Genomic DNA, 15,269 nt, shown 5'->3' on the forward strand with positions numbered 1-15,269 from the left:
CGGCCACGCTTCCCTCGAAGGCACCGCCCTCGGCCCACGGCGGCGGAGGGATCCGCGCGGCGAGGGTGGGCGGGGGGCGCGCCCGCGCGGCGGGTGCCTTACCTGTTAAAGACGGAGCGACCCTGGCGGGGCGCTGGCCTGCGGGAATGGTCAAGGGACCATGCGAGCCCGTAGGCTAGCAATACGAAATTGAATAACTGGCTACCCGGATCTTGTATGTCTCATTCATAAATGAATCAAATGTTCGGTGTTCTGGGTCAAGCCCATCCATCCCGGAGGTACTCTGTGCGTGCGGCCCGACGTGTGACGAAGATCGAGACGGTCAACCGGTCCACGGGTGAGGTACAGGACCTCACCGTGCACTCGTCGGTCGGTGCCGCGCACGCGCTCTGGTTCCGGGGAGGTGGCTACACCACGATGGGTTACGACGCTCATGAAGCCCTCGCCGAGGCGGACCTCAGCGGGGCGGGCTACAAGCTGTTCCACAAGATGTGCGCACTCCAGAACCGCAAGGACCACGGCCTGGTGCGGGTGGAGAGCCAGGCGAAGTTCGCCGAGCAGGTAGGCATGTCCCAGCCGACCGTCTCGCGCGCCCTCAAGCAGCTCTCGGACGCCGGATTCATCTACCCCGACGGTCGCGACTGGCGCCTCCGGCCCGACTTCGTCTTCAACGGGAACGGGGCCGCGCAGGGCCGGGCCATCCAGAACGTCCCCGCCGACAGCACCGACCCGTACTCCGGGCTGACCGTCATCGACGGCGGCGGCGACAGCAACGACTAACCCGCCGTGGTCCGCCGGATCATCGCGGCGAGCACGGGCGAGGCGGGGGACGGCTGACTCGTGCCGATCACCGTGTACCCCCAGGACTCGTAGACCCGCCGCACCTTTCCGTCGCCGGCCGCCGCGTTCACCATGAGGGACACGTACGCCTCGCTGCGACCGGCGAGCAGCTCGTCATGGATGCGCCGGGCCAGCCCCGTGCCCCGATGGGAAATCGTCACGCCGATCTCCTTGAGGGCCAGGGCGGGACGGCTGGTGAACCGCGCGTCGACCTCGCCCATCCGCTGCCACCACCGGTCACCGTTCTCCACGGTGTTCCCGTACGCATAGCCGACCGGCCGGTCCTCGGCATCGAACGCCAGCACCACCCCGAACCCCGGCTCCCTTCCGTGGCGCTCCAGGCGTTCGGTGAAGGTCTGCACCGAGTAGTTCGGCAGATGGAGCAGGGGCTCGCGTACCTCCGCGTACACCGCGATCAGCGGTGCGGTGACCTCTTCGAGGTCCGAGGGCGTGCCCGCGTAGCGGCGGAGTCGGGGGATCATGCGGGCTGCCTCCAGGTCTCGCGAGTGTGCTGCGTCCAGGTGTGGGCGAAAGCGGTGCCGGGGGCCGCGTACTCCAGACGGCTGCCGAAGGCCCGGAGCATTCCCACGACGCGGGGGTGACGGGTCGCGGCGTCGGCCGAGATGGACATGGCGCTCGCCAGGGCTGCTTCCACTTCTCCCTGTTCGAGTTGGGCCCGCGCGACACGGGTCGTGGCGATGGCCTTGGACCGCTGCATGTGAGGGCGCAGTGCCGCGAGGCAGCGGTGCCCATGGGCTTCCGCCCGCTCGAAGTCGCGGAGGGAGAGATACGCGGACAGGGCGAGGCTGTCGAGTTCGGCCTGGTCGTAGAAGGCGTTCAGCCACACCGGCCGTGGGGCATCCGGATCCGCGCGCAGCAGGGCTTCCTGCGACTGCTGGAAGGCTCGGTGGGCGGCCGTGCCGTCACCGGCTGCTCCGTGGATCGCGCCCTGCCGGGCCAGGCCCAGGGAGGCGAACATGGGGTCCTGGCGGGTGATGCCGAGCTTACGGGCCACGTCGTTGGCCGCGAGTGCGTCCGCCGGACGTCCCATGTGCCGGTACATCGTCCCTGCGTGGGACCAGATGCGGAACTTGATGTACGGGTCTCCGGCCATTTCGGCGAGTTGCTGGGCGGCATGCATGTGCCGGGCGGCGTCGTCGAAGCGCCGCCCGTCGATGGCGGCCCACATCGCGGAGGACCGGAACGCGGCAGCCGCGGCGTAGACCTGCTTTCTGATGCGCTGGCTGGCCGTGCCGGCCTCCTGGAGGGCGAGGGCTTCGTCCGCGAGAGCCGTGGCCGTGTGCTCGATGACGAGACGCCCGCCATGACGGTGGTCCTTGGCGATGATGTCCGCGAACCTGCGGTGGAGGCGTTCGACGTCGCTGACGCCGATGCGTCGGGGTGTCCCGTGGGACGGGGTTGCCGAGGTGAGTGCCAGCGCAGTGCCGACTGCGATGAAACTGGCGGCGTTCCACTGGATCCTCCGGCGGGGGCATGGTGCGGGGGGAATCGAATCCCAGATCTCTCAGGGGGCAGCGGAAGACCGCTTCCAGTGCCCTGCGCGTACGGCCGATCGGGCGCCGGGTGGCTCCGCTGAGCAGATTCCGTACGGTCCGGTCCGACACATCGCCGGGCCTGCCGGTGATCTCCAGCAGGGCGGCGTTCATCCGACCCGCCAACTCTTCCTGAGTGAGGCCTAAGTCGGCCATCCGCTGCTTCAGCACGGCGTTGACTGCCACGAGACAGAACGTAGTGCCGGCCCGTGCTCCGAGCCAGAGGAGTCGCAAAGGGCAGGCAAAGTCTTCCGGTCCCGCCGCGTGCGCCGACCGGAGACCTTTCCTGTCCCGTGGCGGTCTCCGGCCGTTGACTGATCGCACGTCGACCACAGGAGCAAGCGATGGACAGTTCACCTCCTCACCGCGCGCCAGAGGCGGGCGGGCCCGACTACGTCGCGGTGAGCGCGGAGTTCGGGGTTCCGAGCCGGGAGCTGCGTGAACGGGGGGCCGAGGGGTGGGCGCGGTTTCTCGACCGTGTCTTCGGCGAACCGGGCGGGGAGGAGGGGGAGGGGTGAGCGCTGCCGACGATGCCGGCCATGTCCAGCACGAGTTGATCGGGTGCCGAGTACGGGACATCGCCTGCGGGGGCGAGGGTGCGCTCATGGCGGTTACGCACGAGATGCACGACCACGGCCGTGTGGTCGACGTCGCGCACATCCGCCCCGCTTCCGGGGTGGAGTGGTCGACGGCCCTCGGCAACGTCAGACCGTCCAGAGTGCCCGTGTCCGGCGCCGCGTGTCCGGTGCCATTCGAGCCCGGCACCCTGGCGCCGGACGAGGCCCAGCCGCTGCCGGACTGAACCCGGCCGCTGCCCGTGACGCCTGCCTCGCCGTGGCCGGGCACCGCGCACCAACCGAACCGACCGATGGAGGAAGCGTGTTCACCCACTCCGACCGGCTCCCGACCGGGACGCCGTTGCCCATGGGACACCACACGGCCGTGCCGTGGGGTGTCCAGCGCATGGCCCCCTACCCGGCCATGGCGCCCGCCTGGGTCCGGGCCGAGATCGACCCGGACACCCAGACCGCCCGGTATTTCGACGCCGCCGGTCAGATCATGGAGATGCCCGGTCACGGGACCAGTACCGGAACCAACCCGGCCACCAACACCGGCAACCCCTCGGACGGCTCCAGCGGCGGTGGGTCCGGCGGTGGCGACCAGGACACCGGAAACGACTCCGACCAGTGACCGAGGTCGGCCCGGTGCTGGTCGTCACCATGATCGACGACCCCACGGCCGACCTGGTGATGAGCGAGCTGCACGACCGGGACGTCCCGGTCGTGCAGCTCGACTCGGGGGACTTCCCCGCCACCTTGTCGTTCGCGGCCACCCTCACGCCTCACGGCATCGCAGGAACGCTGACCACCCCCACCAGGACCGCCGACCTCGCCAGCGTGCGGTCGCTGTACTACCGGCGTCCGTCCGGCTTCGCCTTCACGCATCTCGACGAGCACGACGCCCGCTTCGCCACGACTCAGGCCCGCTATGGTCTCGGAGGCGTCCTTGCCTCCCTCCCCGGCTGCCTGTACGTGAATCACCCCCACCGCATCGGGGACGCCGAGTTCAAGCCCTCCGGGCTCGCAGTCGCCGTGCGATGCGGATTCCGCGTCCCACGGACCCTCATCACCTCCGATCCGGACGCGACCCGCTCGTTCATCAGGACGAACGGCCCCGTCATCTACAAACCCCTGTCGACGCCCCTGTACCGGAGAGACGGAGTGTCCTGCACCGTTGAGGTCGCAGAGGTCACTGCGGACCAGGTCGACGAGCGGGTGGCCGGCACCGCCCACTTGTTCCAGAGCCGTATCGACAAGGTCGCCGACGTACGCGTGACGGTGATGGGCCGGAGGGTGTTCAGCGTCCGGATCGACTCGGACCTGCTCGACTGGCGTACGGACTACGACCGGCTGACCTACACCGTGGTCGAAGCTCCGCCCGGGATCACCGGCGCCCTCCATCGGTACCTGGACCACTTCGGGCTGGTCTTCGGCGCATTCGACTTCGCCGTGGACCGGACGGGGGCATGGTGGTTCCTCGAATGCAACCCGTCCGGCCAGTGGGCCTGGATGGAACCCGAAACCGGACTGCCCATGGTCGCGGCCATGGCCGACCTCCTCGGACGGAAGACCACGTGAGCGACGACAAGACCCTGCGTGAGGCCCTGGCCGAGCGGCTCGCCGCCGGTGGTCGACTGCGCTCGCCCCGGTGGCGCCGGGCCGTGCTCGACACGCCTCGGCACGAGTTCCTCAGGGGCGGGTACTTCCGCCGGGTCGACGGCGACGGGCCCACCGGCTGGGAGCCGGTCCTGTCCGACGATCCGGCGTGGCTCCCCGGCACGTACGACGACGAGTCCCTGGTGACCCAGATCGCCGGGACGGTGGCGCCCGTCGACATCCACGGCCGGATCTTCCGGGCGCCCACCAGCTCCAGCACCCTGCCGAGCCTGGTCGTCCGGATGCTCGAAGAGCTCCGCCTGGAAGACGGAATGCGGGTCCTGGAGATCGGCACCGGCACCGGCTATTCGACCGCGCTCCTGTGCCACCGTCTCGGGGACGGCCTGGTGACCTCGATCGAGGTCGACGAAGACGTGTCCGCCCGGGCCCGTACCGCCCTGGGTGCCGTGGGCCTCCGTCCTCGGCTTGTCGTCGGGGACGGCCTCGACGGGTACCCGGAGGATCGTCCGTACGACCGGATCGTGGCCACCTGCGGAGTCCTGGACATCCCGCCGGCCTGGCTCGCCCAGACCCGGCCCGGTGGCCAGATCCTCGCCACCGTGTGCGGGTGGATGTACTCTTCCGAACTCGCCCGCCTCACCGTCGACGACGGCGTCGCCCACGGCAGGCTCCTGGGCGGCCAGGTCTCGTTCATGCTCGCCCGGCCCCAGCTTCCGCCCCCGCTCGGGATGCTCCCGGATCTCGGCCAGGGAGAGGAACGCGAAGCCCTCGTCGGCGCCGACGACTTGGACGACTGGACCGCACGGTTCGTCGCCCAGATCGCGGCGCCTCGCACCCAGCGGATCCTGATCCCGCGCGAGGGCGGTGAGACCTGGCAGGTGTTCCTCGACGTCGACGCCGGATCATGGGCCGCCGTTCGTAGGGACGGCAGAGGGTGGACCGTCCGGCAGGGAGGTCCGGAGCGTTTGTGGGACCGGATCGAAGACCACCTGACCCGCTGGCGGAAGGACGGATCACCCGAGCTCGACCGCTTCCGGATCACGGTCACGCCGGACGCGCGGACCATCACCTGGTCGAGCTGACAGGCGCCCACTCCGTCACCGCCGCAGCAGGTCCACCACGCCCGTCAGGTCCTCCGACGGGGAGCCCTCCGTGAGGCGGCGGCGCATGAGGGCGAAGTAGGGGGTGAGGAGTTCGGGGCTCACGCCCTGTTCGGCGGCGGTGGTGAGGAAGGTGGGGGTGCCGGCCGTCTGCATGCCGAGGTTGCTGACCACGTTGGTGGTGTAGTCGCCGCTGGTCAGCTGGTCGGCGGTCTGGGTGACGTGGGGGCCGGCCATGGCGGTGAGCCATTCGGTGAGGAAGGGGGCGAACGCGGCCGGGTCGATGTCCTCCCCGCGGATCAGGGCGAAGGCGTGGGCCGCGCCCGCGAACATGCCGTACATGGCGCTGAGCAGGGCCACGTCGTGGAGGGCCGCGTGGCCGGCGTCCGTGCCGACGAAGCGGGTGCCCGCGGGGACCGCGAGGGTCTTCGCGTGGGTCTCGAAGAGGTCCGCCGCGCCGCTGTAGAAGACGTATCCGCCGGCCTCCGGGACGCCGATCATCGGCGGGACGGCCATGATGCCGCCGTCCAGGTAGCGGGCGCCCCGGGCGGTCGCCCAGGCGGCGCGCTCGCGGGCCTGGGCGGGGGTCGTGGTGGTGAGGTTGACCAGGTCCTTGCCGGTCAGGTCGGCGTCCTTCAGGGCCTCGTCCACCGAGGCGTCGTCCAGGAGGCAGAGGATCACCAGGTCGCTCGCCGCGACGGCTTCGGCGGCGGTCCCGGCGGCCGTCGCGCCCTCGGCCACCAGGGGTTCGGCGCGGGAGGCGGTGCGGTTCCAGACGGTGAGCGGGTGGCCGGCGGCGAGCCAGGTGCGGGCGAGGGCGGTGCCCATGGCGCCGAGGCCGAGGAGGGTGACGGGTGTCTTGGCGGATGCGTTCGCTGTCATGTCCTCAAGGCTGCGGCAGGGCTCTGACCTGCTCAAGTACCCACTTCGGAGTGGGTGGTTACCCTGAGGTGAGCGAGCAGGTCAGGAGGATGCGGCATGACGACGGTGAATCGGCCTGTGGATGACGAGGGGCACGTGTGCGGGATCGACACCGCCATGGAGGTGATCGGCGGGAAGTGGAAGGTGCTGATCCTCTGGGCGCTCCGCGAGGGGCCCGAGCGGCGGTTCGGGGAGCTGCGGCGGATGGTGCCGGGGATCACCGAGAAGGTGCTCTCCTCCCATCTGCGGGAGATGGAGGCGGACGGGATCGTGCGCCGTGTCTCGTACGACGAGGTGCCGCCGCGGGTCGAGTACGGGCTCACCAAGGACGGTCTCCGGCTGAACGACGCGCTGGAGCCGCTCGCCGCGTGGGGGCGGGAGCGGCGGGAGGGTGCCGACGGGAGCTGAGTCTCAGCCGCCCAGTTCCACGGCCAGGGCGTCGGCCTCGCTCTTGGTGAAGCCGCCGGAGATCTGGATCTCGTTGCCGGGGATGGGGGAGGCGACCGAGGGGGCGCTGATCAGCCGGTCGCCCAGGAGGATGGCGATCTGGTTCCTGGGGGCCTCGCGCTTCGAGGCCAGTTCGGTGAGGGCCGTGAAGCGTTTGCCGTCGGCGTCCTGGAAGGTCACGTTGACCATGGCGCCGCCCATCGCCGCGTCGAACGCGGACTCCGCCTTGCGGAGCTGTTTCACGCTCATGCGTTCCGCGTCCCGGGTCGAGACCCGGAAGCACGTCTTCGTCTTCTCGTCGTAGAACGTCGGCGGCGCCATCGCGTCCGTGCACTCCCCGGTCGCCGTCTCCTCCACCAGTGCCAGCCGCAGGTCCTGGCGTACGGGGGAGAGGCCGGGACCGTCGGGCAGCAGGGCGTAGACCGTGGCGGCGGCGCCGGCGGCCAGCGCGACGCCGAGCGTGGCCGTGACCGGGGTGAGGCGGCGGGCGCGGGCAGGCGCGGGGCGGGGGAGGCGGCGGGTGCGGTTCGGGGCCGGCCGCGGCGCCCGCGCGGTGCCGGCGTCGGTGGCGTACCGGCGGCCCGCCGTGCCGGCCTCCTGGGTGCGGCGGACCCGGTGGCGCTCGATGGCGCGGGCCCAGTCGTCGGGCAGCCAGTCGGCGGCGCCGTGCGCCTGCGGCCGGGCGGCGAGGACCGGTTCGACGAGGTCGAGCAGGGCGCCGGGGGCCGGGCGGTCGGCGGGGGCGACGGCGAGGCAGGGGAGGACGAGCCCGGCCGCCTCGGCCGGCAGTCCGCGCAGGTCGAGGTCGGCCTCGGCGGCCCGGACCAGCTGCTCCATCGCCGTGCCGTGGCCCATGCCCCGGTAGGGGCTGCGGCCGGTGAGCAGGAAGAAGAAGGTGGCGCCGAGCGAGAAGACGTCGGACGCGGGGGTGGTCGGCTCGCCGCGCGCCTGCTCGGGGGCGGCGAAGGGGATGGTGCCCAGCGCGTTGCCGGTACGGGTGAGGTCGGCGGCCTGCGAGATGCCGAAGTCGATCACCCGGGGCCCCTCCTCGGGCAGCAGGATGTTCGACGGCTTCACGTCCCGGTGGACGAGCCCGGCGGCGTGGATGTCGGTGAGCGCCTCGGCCGTGCCGGCGGCGATCCACGCCAGCGACTCCGGTGGCAACGGGCCCTGCCCCGCGACGAGTTCGTGCAGCGACGGGGCCGGGATGTACTCGGTGGCCATCCAGGGGACCTCGGCGTCGGCGTCCGCGCCGACGATCCCGGCGGTGAAGGGGCCGTGCACCCGCTGGGCGAGCGCCGCCTCGCGGGCGAAGCGGCGCCGGTCCTCGGGGGCGATGGTCCCGCCGTCGGCGGCGCCCAGCAGGGTCTTCACGGCCACCGTCCGTCCGCCGGGCGACCGGGCCACGTACACCCGGCCCATCCCGCCGCCGGCCAGTTCGGTGAGGACGGTGTACGGCCCGATCCGGTCGCCCGGCCGCACCGCACCCCCTCGCTGCTCCGCCACCGCGCCTCCCCCTGATCACGCCTCGCCCCGGGAGCAGGCTAGGGGGCGGGGGCGTGCCCGGTCCACAACGGACGGGAAGGGGGACGGAGTTGGAGGGGGGCGGGGTCAGTCCGAGGTGGTCCGCAGGGCCTCCACCTGGTCGAGGAACCAGCGCTGCGGGGGGAGGGCGGTGGCGGCCTCGGCGAGGCGCCCGGTGCGCGCGGCGCGCTCCTCGGCCGGCATGGTGAGGGCCGTGTGGAGGGCCTCGGCGGTGGCCGAGACGTCGAAGGGGTCGACGGTGAGGGCGTCGTCCCCCAGCTCGCGGTGGGCGCCCGCGCCGGTCGACAGGACCAGGGCGCAGCCCGCGTCCGAGACCACGGGTATCTCCTTCGCCACGAGGTTCATGCCGTCCCGGACCGGGTTGACCAGGGCCACGTCGGCGAGCCGGTACGCGGCGAGGGAGCGGGTGAAGTCGTCCTCGACGGAGACCAGGACCGGCTGCCAGCCGGCCGTGCCGAACTCGGCGTTGATCTCCTCGGCGAGGGCGACGACGGACGCCGTGTAGGCGCGGTACGACTCCAGGTCCTGCCGGGAGGGGTAGGCGGAGGCCAGGTGGACGACCCTGTCGCGCCACTCGGGGTGCTCGGTCAGCAGCTCCCGGTAGGCCAGCAGGCCGCGCAGGATGTTCTTCGACAGTTCGGTGCGGTCGACGCGGACGATGGTCTTCCGGTCCCCGACCTCCTCGCGGAGCCGGGCCAGGCGTTCGTCGACCTGGGGGCGGTGGGCGAGGGCCCGCAGCTCGTCGCCGTCGACGCCGAGCGCGTACACCCGGACGCGGGTCCGGCCCTTCCCGATGCCGTACCGGCGCCACTCCACGCCGTACCAGGGGTCGCCGCTCGGCCACACGCCCTGGGAGTAGCCCGTCGCGTCCTCACGCTGCTGGAAGCAGCCGATGAAGGAGGCCGCCCATCCCCAGGTGTGGAAACCGAGCTCGTCCGCGCCGAGCATGCCCCACAGCAGCTCCTCGACGATGTCGTCCGGCACCATCCGCAGGTACTCCGGCGACACCCACGGCGTGTGCGTGAAGTGACCGATCCTGAGGTCGGGGCGGAGCTCGCGCAGCATCCCGGGGACGAGCGCCAGGTGGTAGTCCTGCACCAGGACCGCCGCGCCCTCGGCCGCCTCGGCGGCCAGGGCCTCGGCGAAGGCGCGGTTGTAGGCGCGGTAGGAGTCCCAGCGGCGGCGGAAGGCGGCGTCGAAGACGGGCTCGCGGGGGATGTCGTACAGGTGGTGGTGGAGGAACCACAGCACCGAGTTCGCGATGCCGTTGTACGCGTCGGCGTACACCTCCGGATCGATGTCCAGCATCCGGACCCCGGGCTCGGCGACGCCGCGCCGGACGGCCTCGCGGTCGCCGTCGCCGAGCGCCGCGCACACCCACAGGCCGTCCTGGGAGTCCACGGCGCTCAGGCCGGAGACGAGGCCGCCGCCGCCCCTGCGGGAGGAGAGCGTGCCGTCGTCACCGAGCGTGTACGAGACGGGGCCTCGGTTGGATGCCACGAGTACGGAAGCCATGTGGCGAACCTAGCCCGTCCCGTAACCGCTCAAACGTACGTATACGGTCAGCGGTCGGCCGGATACGGACGGCCTCCGGCGTCCACGCCGGTGCTCAGCGGATCCGCCGGCCGCGCATCGCCGCCTTCGCGACCAGGCCCGTCGCCGCCAGGACCACGGCGAGCGCGCCGAGCAGCCACAGCCGCTCGCCGTGCGCGCCGGTCTCGGCCATGGAGCCGCCCGAGCCCCAGGACCCGCCCGTTCCGCCGGTTCCGCCGCCTCCCGTGCCGCCGTGACCGGGGCCGGGGGCCGGGGCCGCGGTGGTGGTCACGGAGGGCGAGGGGGAGGGGGAGGGGGACGGGTCGGTCGGGGCGGTGGTGGGCTCCGTGGGCCCGGACGTCGGGTCGGTGGGCTCCGGCGTCGGCGGCGGCGACGGCGTGGACGTCGACGGGGACTGGCCCGGGTCCGGCTTCTCCAGTTCCGGGGTCACCGCGCACGCCGGGTCCTCGCTGCCCTCGCCGCAGTTGGAGCGCGGGGAGCTCACCACGACCGCGTTGCGGAGCTTGCCGTCGCCCGTCGCCGGGTCCTTCACCTTCACCGAGTACGTGACGGTGGCCGTCTTCCCGGCCGGGAGGTCGCCGGTCCAGCCGATCCTCCGCTTCTCGTACGCGACCTCGCCCAGGTCCGCCTTCGCGTCGCCCGCGTAGTCGGCGTCGTCGAGGGTCTCGGTGAGGTCGTCGGCGAAGGAGGCGTCCGGGTGGTCGAGCCCGCTGACGTTCTTCGCGGTGATCGTGTACGTGAGGGTGTCCCCGGGCTTCACCGTGCGCGGGTGCGCCGTCTTGGTGACCTCCAGGTCCGGCACGGGCACGGAGAAGGCGAGGCCGGAGGGCACGTAGGTGTCGCCGCTGGTGGAGAAGGTCAGCTCGGCGGAGGCCGCGCCGACCGGGATCGCGCCGTCGGGGACGTCGAACTCCTTCGCGTCGATGGACAGGTTGTCGACGAGGTCCGGGGAGACCGCGCCGTCGTCCTCGCTGACGAAGAAGTTGGCGGTGTTGCCGGTGTGGGACTCGGTGACGTTCTTCCCGTCGACGAGGAACCTGTCGCCGGGGGTGTTCCAGTCGCCCTCGTACGCCGTCACGCTCGCCCGCGCCTTCCCCGGGGAGCGGTGGAAGCCGTCCACCGTGATCGTCGTCGCCGGGGAGGTCGAGCGCTGGAGGACGTGCCCGCCGTAGACGTGGACGGAGCGCCGCTCCGGCGCCTTCACCGGGTCGGGGCCCGGGAAGCGGTACACGACGGTGAGGGACCAGCCGGCGACGCAGCCCTTGCCGTCCGGCGCCCAGACGCCGCTCACGCCGACCGCCACCGGCGCGCCCGTCCCCGAGACGCCCGCGAAGGCGGCGGTCACGTCGGACTCGCCCGTGTAGTAGTGCGGACCGCTGGTGTCGGCCGGGTCGACGACCATGCTGTCGATCGAGACGGGCGCCGCCGCCTTCGCCCCGACCGCGAGCAGCGGGGCCGTGGTCGCCGGGTCCCCCGGGGAGGGCGCCACGTCGGCGCCGGAGATGTCGCAGCGCTTCAGCCGCGCCCCGCTCGGGCCCCGGTACGTGCCGTCGTTGCCGCCCCAGGAGAGGCGGGCGTACGCCACCTCGGCGCCCTCGGGGAGCCGGACCCGGCCGGTGCTGGAGCCGTAGGCGTCGCCGGTGCCGGCGGTGTCGAGGCGCCGCATCACGAAGGTGTTGTTGTTGTCCGCGCCCTCGCCCTTCGTGGCGGTGGCGCAGCGGGCCGCCAGGTCGGCGGGGGTCTCCGGGCAGCCCATGACGGTGTTGCCGATGGTGGTGAAGTCCCCGTACAGGGACTCCTGGTACCGCTCGCCGAAGGGTTCGACGACGTCGGCGGCGGCGGGCCCGGCCGTCGTCAGCGAGAGCGCGCCCACGGCGAGGGAGCCCGCCGCGAGCACGCGGAGAAGCGGGTGCGATGATCTGAAGCGCATAAAAGGGCAATGTAGGCAAAGCGCATCATCTACGGACGTTACGCCACGCGATGGCGCGCCTTCGCGTCGTGACGTCCCTACGCCACGCGGCGCTGCGCGTACTCCGTGATCTCGGCCATCGGCGGGCGCTCCTCCGTGTCCACCGCGTACGTGCGCGGCTCGAAGCCGTCCTCGCCCCGCTCGAACTGGGTGAGCCAGGGGCGTACGAGATGGCCCCGGGAGAGCCGCACCTGCGCCGTGCGGTAGATCGCCGCCGCCATCCGGCCCAGCGCCTGCCCGTCCTGGTGCCGGTGCTTGCGGACCCCGACGTCCACCTGCGCGAGGGCGTCCAGGCCCACCGTGTGCAGCGCGTCGACGAGGAGGCCCAGCTCCACTCCGTAACCGACGGGGAAGGGGAGCCGTTCGAGCAGCGAGCGCCGGGCCGCGTACTCGCCGCCCAGCGGCTGCACGAAGCCGGCGAGGCGCGGCCAGTGCAGGTTGAGCAGCGGGCGCGCCACCAGTTCCGTCACGCGGCCGCCCTGACCAGGGGTGTCTCCGAAGGGGCGGTCGTACATCGCCTTCACGAAGTCGACGTCCGGGTCGGTGAGGAGCGGGCCCACGATCCCCGTGACGAAGTCCGCCGAGAAGTCCCTCAGGTCCGCGTCGACGAAGCACACCACGTCCCCGCCGGTCACCATGAGTGAGCGCCACAGGACCTCGCCCTTGCCCGGCACCGCCGGTATGCGGGGGAGGATGTCGTCGCGGGCGACGACGCGCGCGCCGGCCGCCGCCGCGACCTCGGCGGTGCGGTCGGTGGAGCCCGAGTCGATCACCACCAGCTCGTCGACGAGCGGCACCGCCTCGGTCATCAGCTCGCGCCGGATCACGCCGACGATGTCCCCGACCGTCGCCTCCTCGTTCAGCGCGGGCAGCACCACGCTGACCGTCGTCCCCCGCTTGGCGGCGAGCACCCGCTCCAGGGGGCGGTCGGACACGGACCAGGACCGCCGGGTCAGCCAGCGCTCCACTTCTTCCAGCAACGTGATCTCCATCTCGCGGATCGGACGACCGTCTCCACCTTCGAAGCCTTCGGTTACAGTCTTGAACAACGCGGAGGCCCGATGCATGTCGGGGTCCCGCCCGCGTCTCACAATCGAATACCGCTCATCCAGAGGGGCAGAGGGATACGGCCCGTTGAAGCCCCGGCAACCCTCCAGTCGGTTTGTCTTGCGCCAGCGAGGCCCCCGGCTAGGGAAGGTGCCAAATCCGTCTCATGGCGAAATGCGTCATGAGGAAGATGAGGAGAAAGGGCCTCCCCTCCATGGCTGTACAGACCTCCGCACCTGCCGCCGCCGACACCACCGGCACCACCGTCGATCTCGGTCCCGCGTCCGGGCTTTCCTGTCGCGAATGCGGCGAGGTCTTCGCCCTCGGCCCGATCTTCGCCTGCGAGCTCTGCTTCGGCCCCCTCGAAGTGGCCTACGAACTGCCGCTCGGCGACCCGGAGGAGCTGCGGAAGCGGATCGAGGCCGGCCCCGCGAACATCTGGCGGTACGCGCCCCTGCTGCCCGTCCCGGCCGACGTCGCCGAGAAGCCGAACCTGAACCCCGGCTGGACCCCGCTCGTCAAGGCCGACAACCTCGCCCGCGAGCTCGGCGTCGCCCCCGGCAAGCTCTTCGTCAAGGACGACTCCGGCAACCCGACCCACTCCTTCAAGGACCGGGTCGTCGCCCAGGCCATCGAGGCCGCCCGCGCCTTCGGCTTCACCACCCTCTCCTGCTCCTCCACCGGCAACCTCGCCGGCGCCGTCGGCGCCGCCGCCGCCCGCGCCGGCTTCCGCTCCTGCGTCTTCATCCCGCACGACCTGGAGCAGGGCAAGGTCGTCATGGCCGGCGTGTACGGCGGTGACCTCGTCGCCATCGAGGGCAACTACGACGACGTCAACCGCTTCTGCTCGGAGCTCATCGGCGACCCGCTCGGCGAGGGCTGGGGCTTCGTGAACGTCAACCTCCGCCCGTACTACGGCGAGGGCTCCAAGACGCTCGCGTACGAGATCTGCGAGCAGCTCGGCTGGGTCATCCCCGACCAGCTGGTCATCCCGATCGCCTCCGGCTCCCAGCTCACCAAGATCGACAAGGGGCTCCAGGAGCTCGTCAAGCTGGGCCTCGTCGAGGACAAGCCGTACAAGATCTTCGGCGCCCAGGCCGAGGGCTGCTCCCCGGTGTCGGCGGCCTTCAAGGCCGGCCACGACGTCGTGCGGCCCCAGAAGCCGAACACCATCGCCAAGTCCCTGGCGATCGGCAACCCGGCCGACGGCCCGTACGTCCTCGACATCGCCCGCCGCACCGGCGGCGCGGTGGAGGACGTGAACGACGAGCAGGTCGTGGACGCGATCAAGCTGCTCGCCCGGACCGAGGGCATCTTCGCCGAGACGGCCGGCGGCGTGACCGTCGGCGTGGCGCGCAAGCTCGTCGAGGCCGGCGTCATCGACCCGAACCTCACCACCGTCGTCCTCAACACCGGTGACGGGCTCAAGACCCTGGACGCCGTTGCCGACAGTTCTCAGGCGACCGCCACCATCCGCCCGAGCCTGGACGCGTTCCGCGACGCGGGCCTGGCCCACTGACACCCGCCGACACCCGTACGGAGAGCATCGACATGGCCGTGAACGTCCGCATCCCCACCATCCTCCGCACCTACACCGGCGGCCAGGCCGAGGTCCCGGCCGAGGGCGGCACCCTCGCCGAGGTCATCGCCGACCTGGAGAAGAACCACACGGGCATCGCCGCCCGCGTCCTGGACGACCAGGGCAAGCTGCGCCGCTTCGTGAACGTCTATGTGAACGACGACGACGTCCGCTTCGAGCAGGGCCTGGAGACCGCCACGCCGGACGGCGCGGGCGTCTCGATCATCCCGGCCGTCGCCGGCGGCTGCTGATCCTTACCTGTTGGTAGCTTTCGCTACAGAATTGCCCCTTCCGCGAGAGAAAGCGGAGGGGGCAATTCTGCATGGTTGAGCGCGATAGAGTTGGGGAAGCCCCCTCCGCCGCGCATGCCGGGCGCATATGAGAGTGGCCGCGGACCTGACGAGAACGGGCCAAGAAGCGGCCGAAAAGCATAGGCACTCTGCCCCTTATGCCGCTTTCGCCCGGCCCGAGTTGCCCGGCAATTCATGGATTTCTCCCCGATTCCCCTTTCCGCGCCTTCCAGAATTCCCGGTGGAT

15 protein-coding genes and 1 riboswitch are annotated in these 15,269 nt (G+C 71.6%); of the genes, 8 read left to right on the forward strand and 7 right to left on the reverse strand.

Annotation, left to right across the window (positions count from 1 at the left end; translation table 11 throughout):
- Positions 1-303: 303 nt before the first annotated feature.
- Complete coding sequence (locus tag ABZ621_RS24700; protein ID WP_360608033.1) at positions 304-780, forward strand: helix-turn-helix domain-containing protein; 477 nt, start codon at positions 304-306, stop codon at positions 778-780.
- Here ABZ621_RS24700 and ABZ621_RS24705 read toward each other — a convergent pair.
- Together ABZ621_RS24705 and ABZ621_RS24710 are read right to left on the reverse strand one after the other, a co-directional pair.
- A complete protein-coding gene (locus ABZ621_RS24705) occupies positions 777-1,322 on the reverse strand; it encodes a GNAT family N-acetyltransferase (RefSeq protein WP_360608035.1) in 546 nt (181 codons plus the stop codon). The two genes, ABZ621_RS24700 and ABZ621_RS24705, sit on opposite strands and share 4 nt — an antisense overlap.
- Positions 1,319-2,029 (reverse strand): hypothetical protein, encoded by a 711-nt coding sequence (locus ABZ621_RS24710; protein ID WP_360608037.1) that lies wholly within the window; start codon positions 2,027-2,029, stop codon positions 1,319-1,321. Before ABZ621_RS24710 ends, ABZ621_RS24705 begins: the two co-directional genes overlap by 4 nt.
- 878 nt (positions 2,030-2,907) lie before the next feature.
- Here ABZ621_RS24710 and ABZ621_RS24715 point away from each other — a divergent pair.
- The 4 genes from ABZ621_RS24715 (at position 2,908) to tgmC (ending at position 5,652) form a co-directional block, all read left to right on the forward strand.
- Positions 2,908-3,195, forward strand: a complete 288-nt coding sequence (locus tag ABZ621_RS24715; protein WP_360608039.1) for a hypothetical protein — start codon at positions 2,908-2,910, stop codon at positions 3,193-3,195.
- 77 nt (positions 3,196-3,272) lie between these two features.
- Positions 3,273-3,584 carry a putative ATP-grasp-modified RiPP gene (gene tgmA, locus ABZ621_RS24720; RefSeq protein WP_360608041.1) on the forward strand — a complete coding sequence of 104 codons (312 nt, stop codon included), beginning with the start codon at positions 3,273-3,275 and terminating at the stop codon, positions 3,582-3,584.
- Positions 3,581-4,531, forward strand: coding sequence for an ATP-grasp ribosomal peptide maturase (gene tgmB, locus ABZ621_RS24725; RefSeq protein ID WP_360608043.1), 951 nt, complete (start codon positions 3,581-3,583; stop codon positions 4,529-4,531). Before tgmA ends, tgmB begins: the two co-directional genes overlap by 4 nt.
- Complete coding sequence (tgmC, locus tag ABZ621_RS24730; RefSeq protein WP_360608045.1) at positions 4,528-5,652, forward strand: ATP-grasp peptide maturase system methyltransferase; 1,125 nt, start codon at positions 4,528-4,530, stop codon at positions 5,650-5,652. The genes tgmB and tgmC overlap by 4 nt, the downstream gene beginning before the upstream one ends.
- Before the next feature lie 15 nt (positions 5,653-5,667).
- Here tgmC and ABZ621_RS24735 read toward each other — a convergent pair whose 3' ends face one another.
- Entirely contained in the window at positions 5,668-6,552 is an 885-nt protein-coding gene (locus ABZ621_RS24735) for an NAD(P)-binding domain-containing protein (protein WP_360608047.1), read from the reverse strand.
- Positions 6,553-6,648: 96 nt separating this feature from the next.
- Here ABZ621_RS24735 and ABZ621_RS24740 point away from each other — a divergent pair, with 96 nt between their 5' ends.
- Entirely contained in the window at positions 6,649-6,999 is a 351-nt protein-coding gene (locus tag ABZ621_RS24740) for a helix-turn-helix domain-containing protein (RefSeq protein ID WP_360608049.1), read from the forward strand.
- A gap of 3 nt (positions 7,000-7,002) precedes the next feature.
- Here ABZ621_RS24740 and ABZ621_RS24745 read toward each other — a convergent pair whose 3' ends face one another.
- The 4 genes from ABZ621_RS24745 to ABZ621_RS24760 all read right to left on the reverse strand — a co-directional run bounded on the left by ABZ621_RS24745 (position 7,003) and on the right by ABZ621_RS24760 (position 13,086).
- A complete protein-coding gene (locus ABZ621_RS24745) occupies positions 7,003-8,544 on the reverse strand; it encodes a protein kinase (RefSeq protein ID WP_360608051.1) in 1,542 nt (513 codons plus the stop codon).
- A 105-nt stretch (positions 8,545-8,649) separates the two neighbouring features.
- The gene (locus ABZ621_RS24750; protein WP_360608053.1) at positions 8,650-10,098 is read right to left on the reverse strand and encodes a trehalose-6-phosphate synthase; all 1,449 of its coding nucleotides are present in this window, start codon (positions 10,096-10,098) and stop codon (positions 8,650-8,652) included.
- A 94-nt stretch (positions 10,099-10,192) separates the two neighbouring features.
- Complete coding sequence (locus tag ABZ621_RS24755; RefSeq protein ID WP_360608055.1) at positions 10,193-12,067, reverse strand: hypothetical protein; 1,875 nt, start codon at positions 12,065-12,067, stop codon at positions 10,193-10,195.
- A 77-nt stretch (positions 12,068-12,144) separates the two neighbouring features.
- The gene (locus ABZ621_RS24760; protein WP_360608263.1) at positions 12,145-13,086 is read right to left on the reverse strand and encodes a glucosyl-3-phosphoglycerate synthase; all 942 of its coding nucleotides are present in this window, start codon (positions 13,084-13,086) and stop codon (positions 12,145-12,147) included.
- 121 nt (positions 13,087-13,207) lie between these two features.
- Positions 13,208-13,350, forward strand: a riboswitch (SAM riboswitch).
- A 17-nt stretch (positions 13,351-13,367) separates the two neighbouring features.
- On the opposite strand from ABZ621_RS24760, the gene thrC reads away from it, so the two are divergent.
- Both thrC and ABZ621_RS24770 read left to right on the forward strand, forming a co-directional pair.
- Positions 13,368-14,672 (forward strand): threonine synthase, encoded by a 1,305-nt coding sequence (gene thrC, locus ABZ621_RS24765; RefSeq protein ID WP_360608057.1) that lies wholly within the window; start codon positions 13,368-13,370, stop codon positions 14,670-14,672.
- A 32-nt stretch (positions 14,673-14,704) separates the two neighbouring features.
- The gene (locus tag ABZ621_RS24770) at positions 14,705-14,983 is read left to right on the forward strand and encodes a MoaD/ThiS family protein (RefSeq protein WP_043226131.1); all 279 of its coding nucleotides are present in this window, start codon (positions 14,705-14,707) and stop codon (positions 14,981-14,983) included.
- Positions 14,984-15,269: the final 286 nt, after the last annotated feature.

This window comes from Streptomyces sp. NPDC007863, from assembly GCF_040633895.1.
In the GTDB taxonomy this organism is placed as follows: domain Bacteria; phylum Actinomycetota; class Actinomycetes; order Streptomycetales; family Streptomycetaceae; genus Streptomyces.

Excerpts from the sequence above, each read along its gene's own strand:
- ABZ621_RS24770 (WP_043226131.1), top strand. The coding sequence starts at position 14,705 with ATGGCCGTGAACGTCCGCATCCCCACCATCCTCCGCACCTACACCGGC.
- ABZ621_RS24750 (WP_360608053.1), bottom strand. The coding sequence starts at position 10,098 with ATGGCTTCCGTACTCGTGGCATCCAACCGAGGCCCCGTCTCGTACACG.
- ABZ621_RS24735 (WP_360608047.1), bottom strand. The coding sequence starts at position 6,552 with ATGACAGCGAACGCATCCGCCAAGACACCCGTCACCCTCCTCGGCCTC.
- thrC (WP_360608057.1), top strand. The coding sequence starts at position 13,368 with ATGGCTGTACAGACCTCCGCACCTGCCGCCGCCGACACCACCGGCACC.
- ABZ621_RS24705 (WP_360608035.1), bottom strand. The coding sequence starts at position 1,322 with ATGATCCCCCGACTCCGCCGCTACGCGGGCACGCCCTCGGACCTCGAA.
- ABZ621_RS24740 (WP_360608049.1), top strand. The coding sequence starts at position 6,649 with ATGACGACGGTGAATCGGCCTGTGGATGACGAGGGGCACGTGTGCGGG.
- ABZ621_RS24755 (WP_360608055.1), bottom strand. The coding sequence starts at position 12,067 with ATGCGCTTCAGATCATCGCACCCGCTTCTCCGCGTGCTCGCGGCGGGC.
- ABZ621_RS24710 (WP_360608037.1), bottom strand. The coding sequence starts at position 2,029 with ATGTGGGCCGCCATCGACGGGCGGCGCTTCGACGACGCCGCCCGGCAC.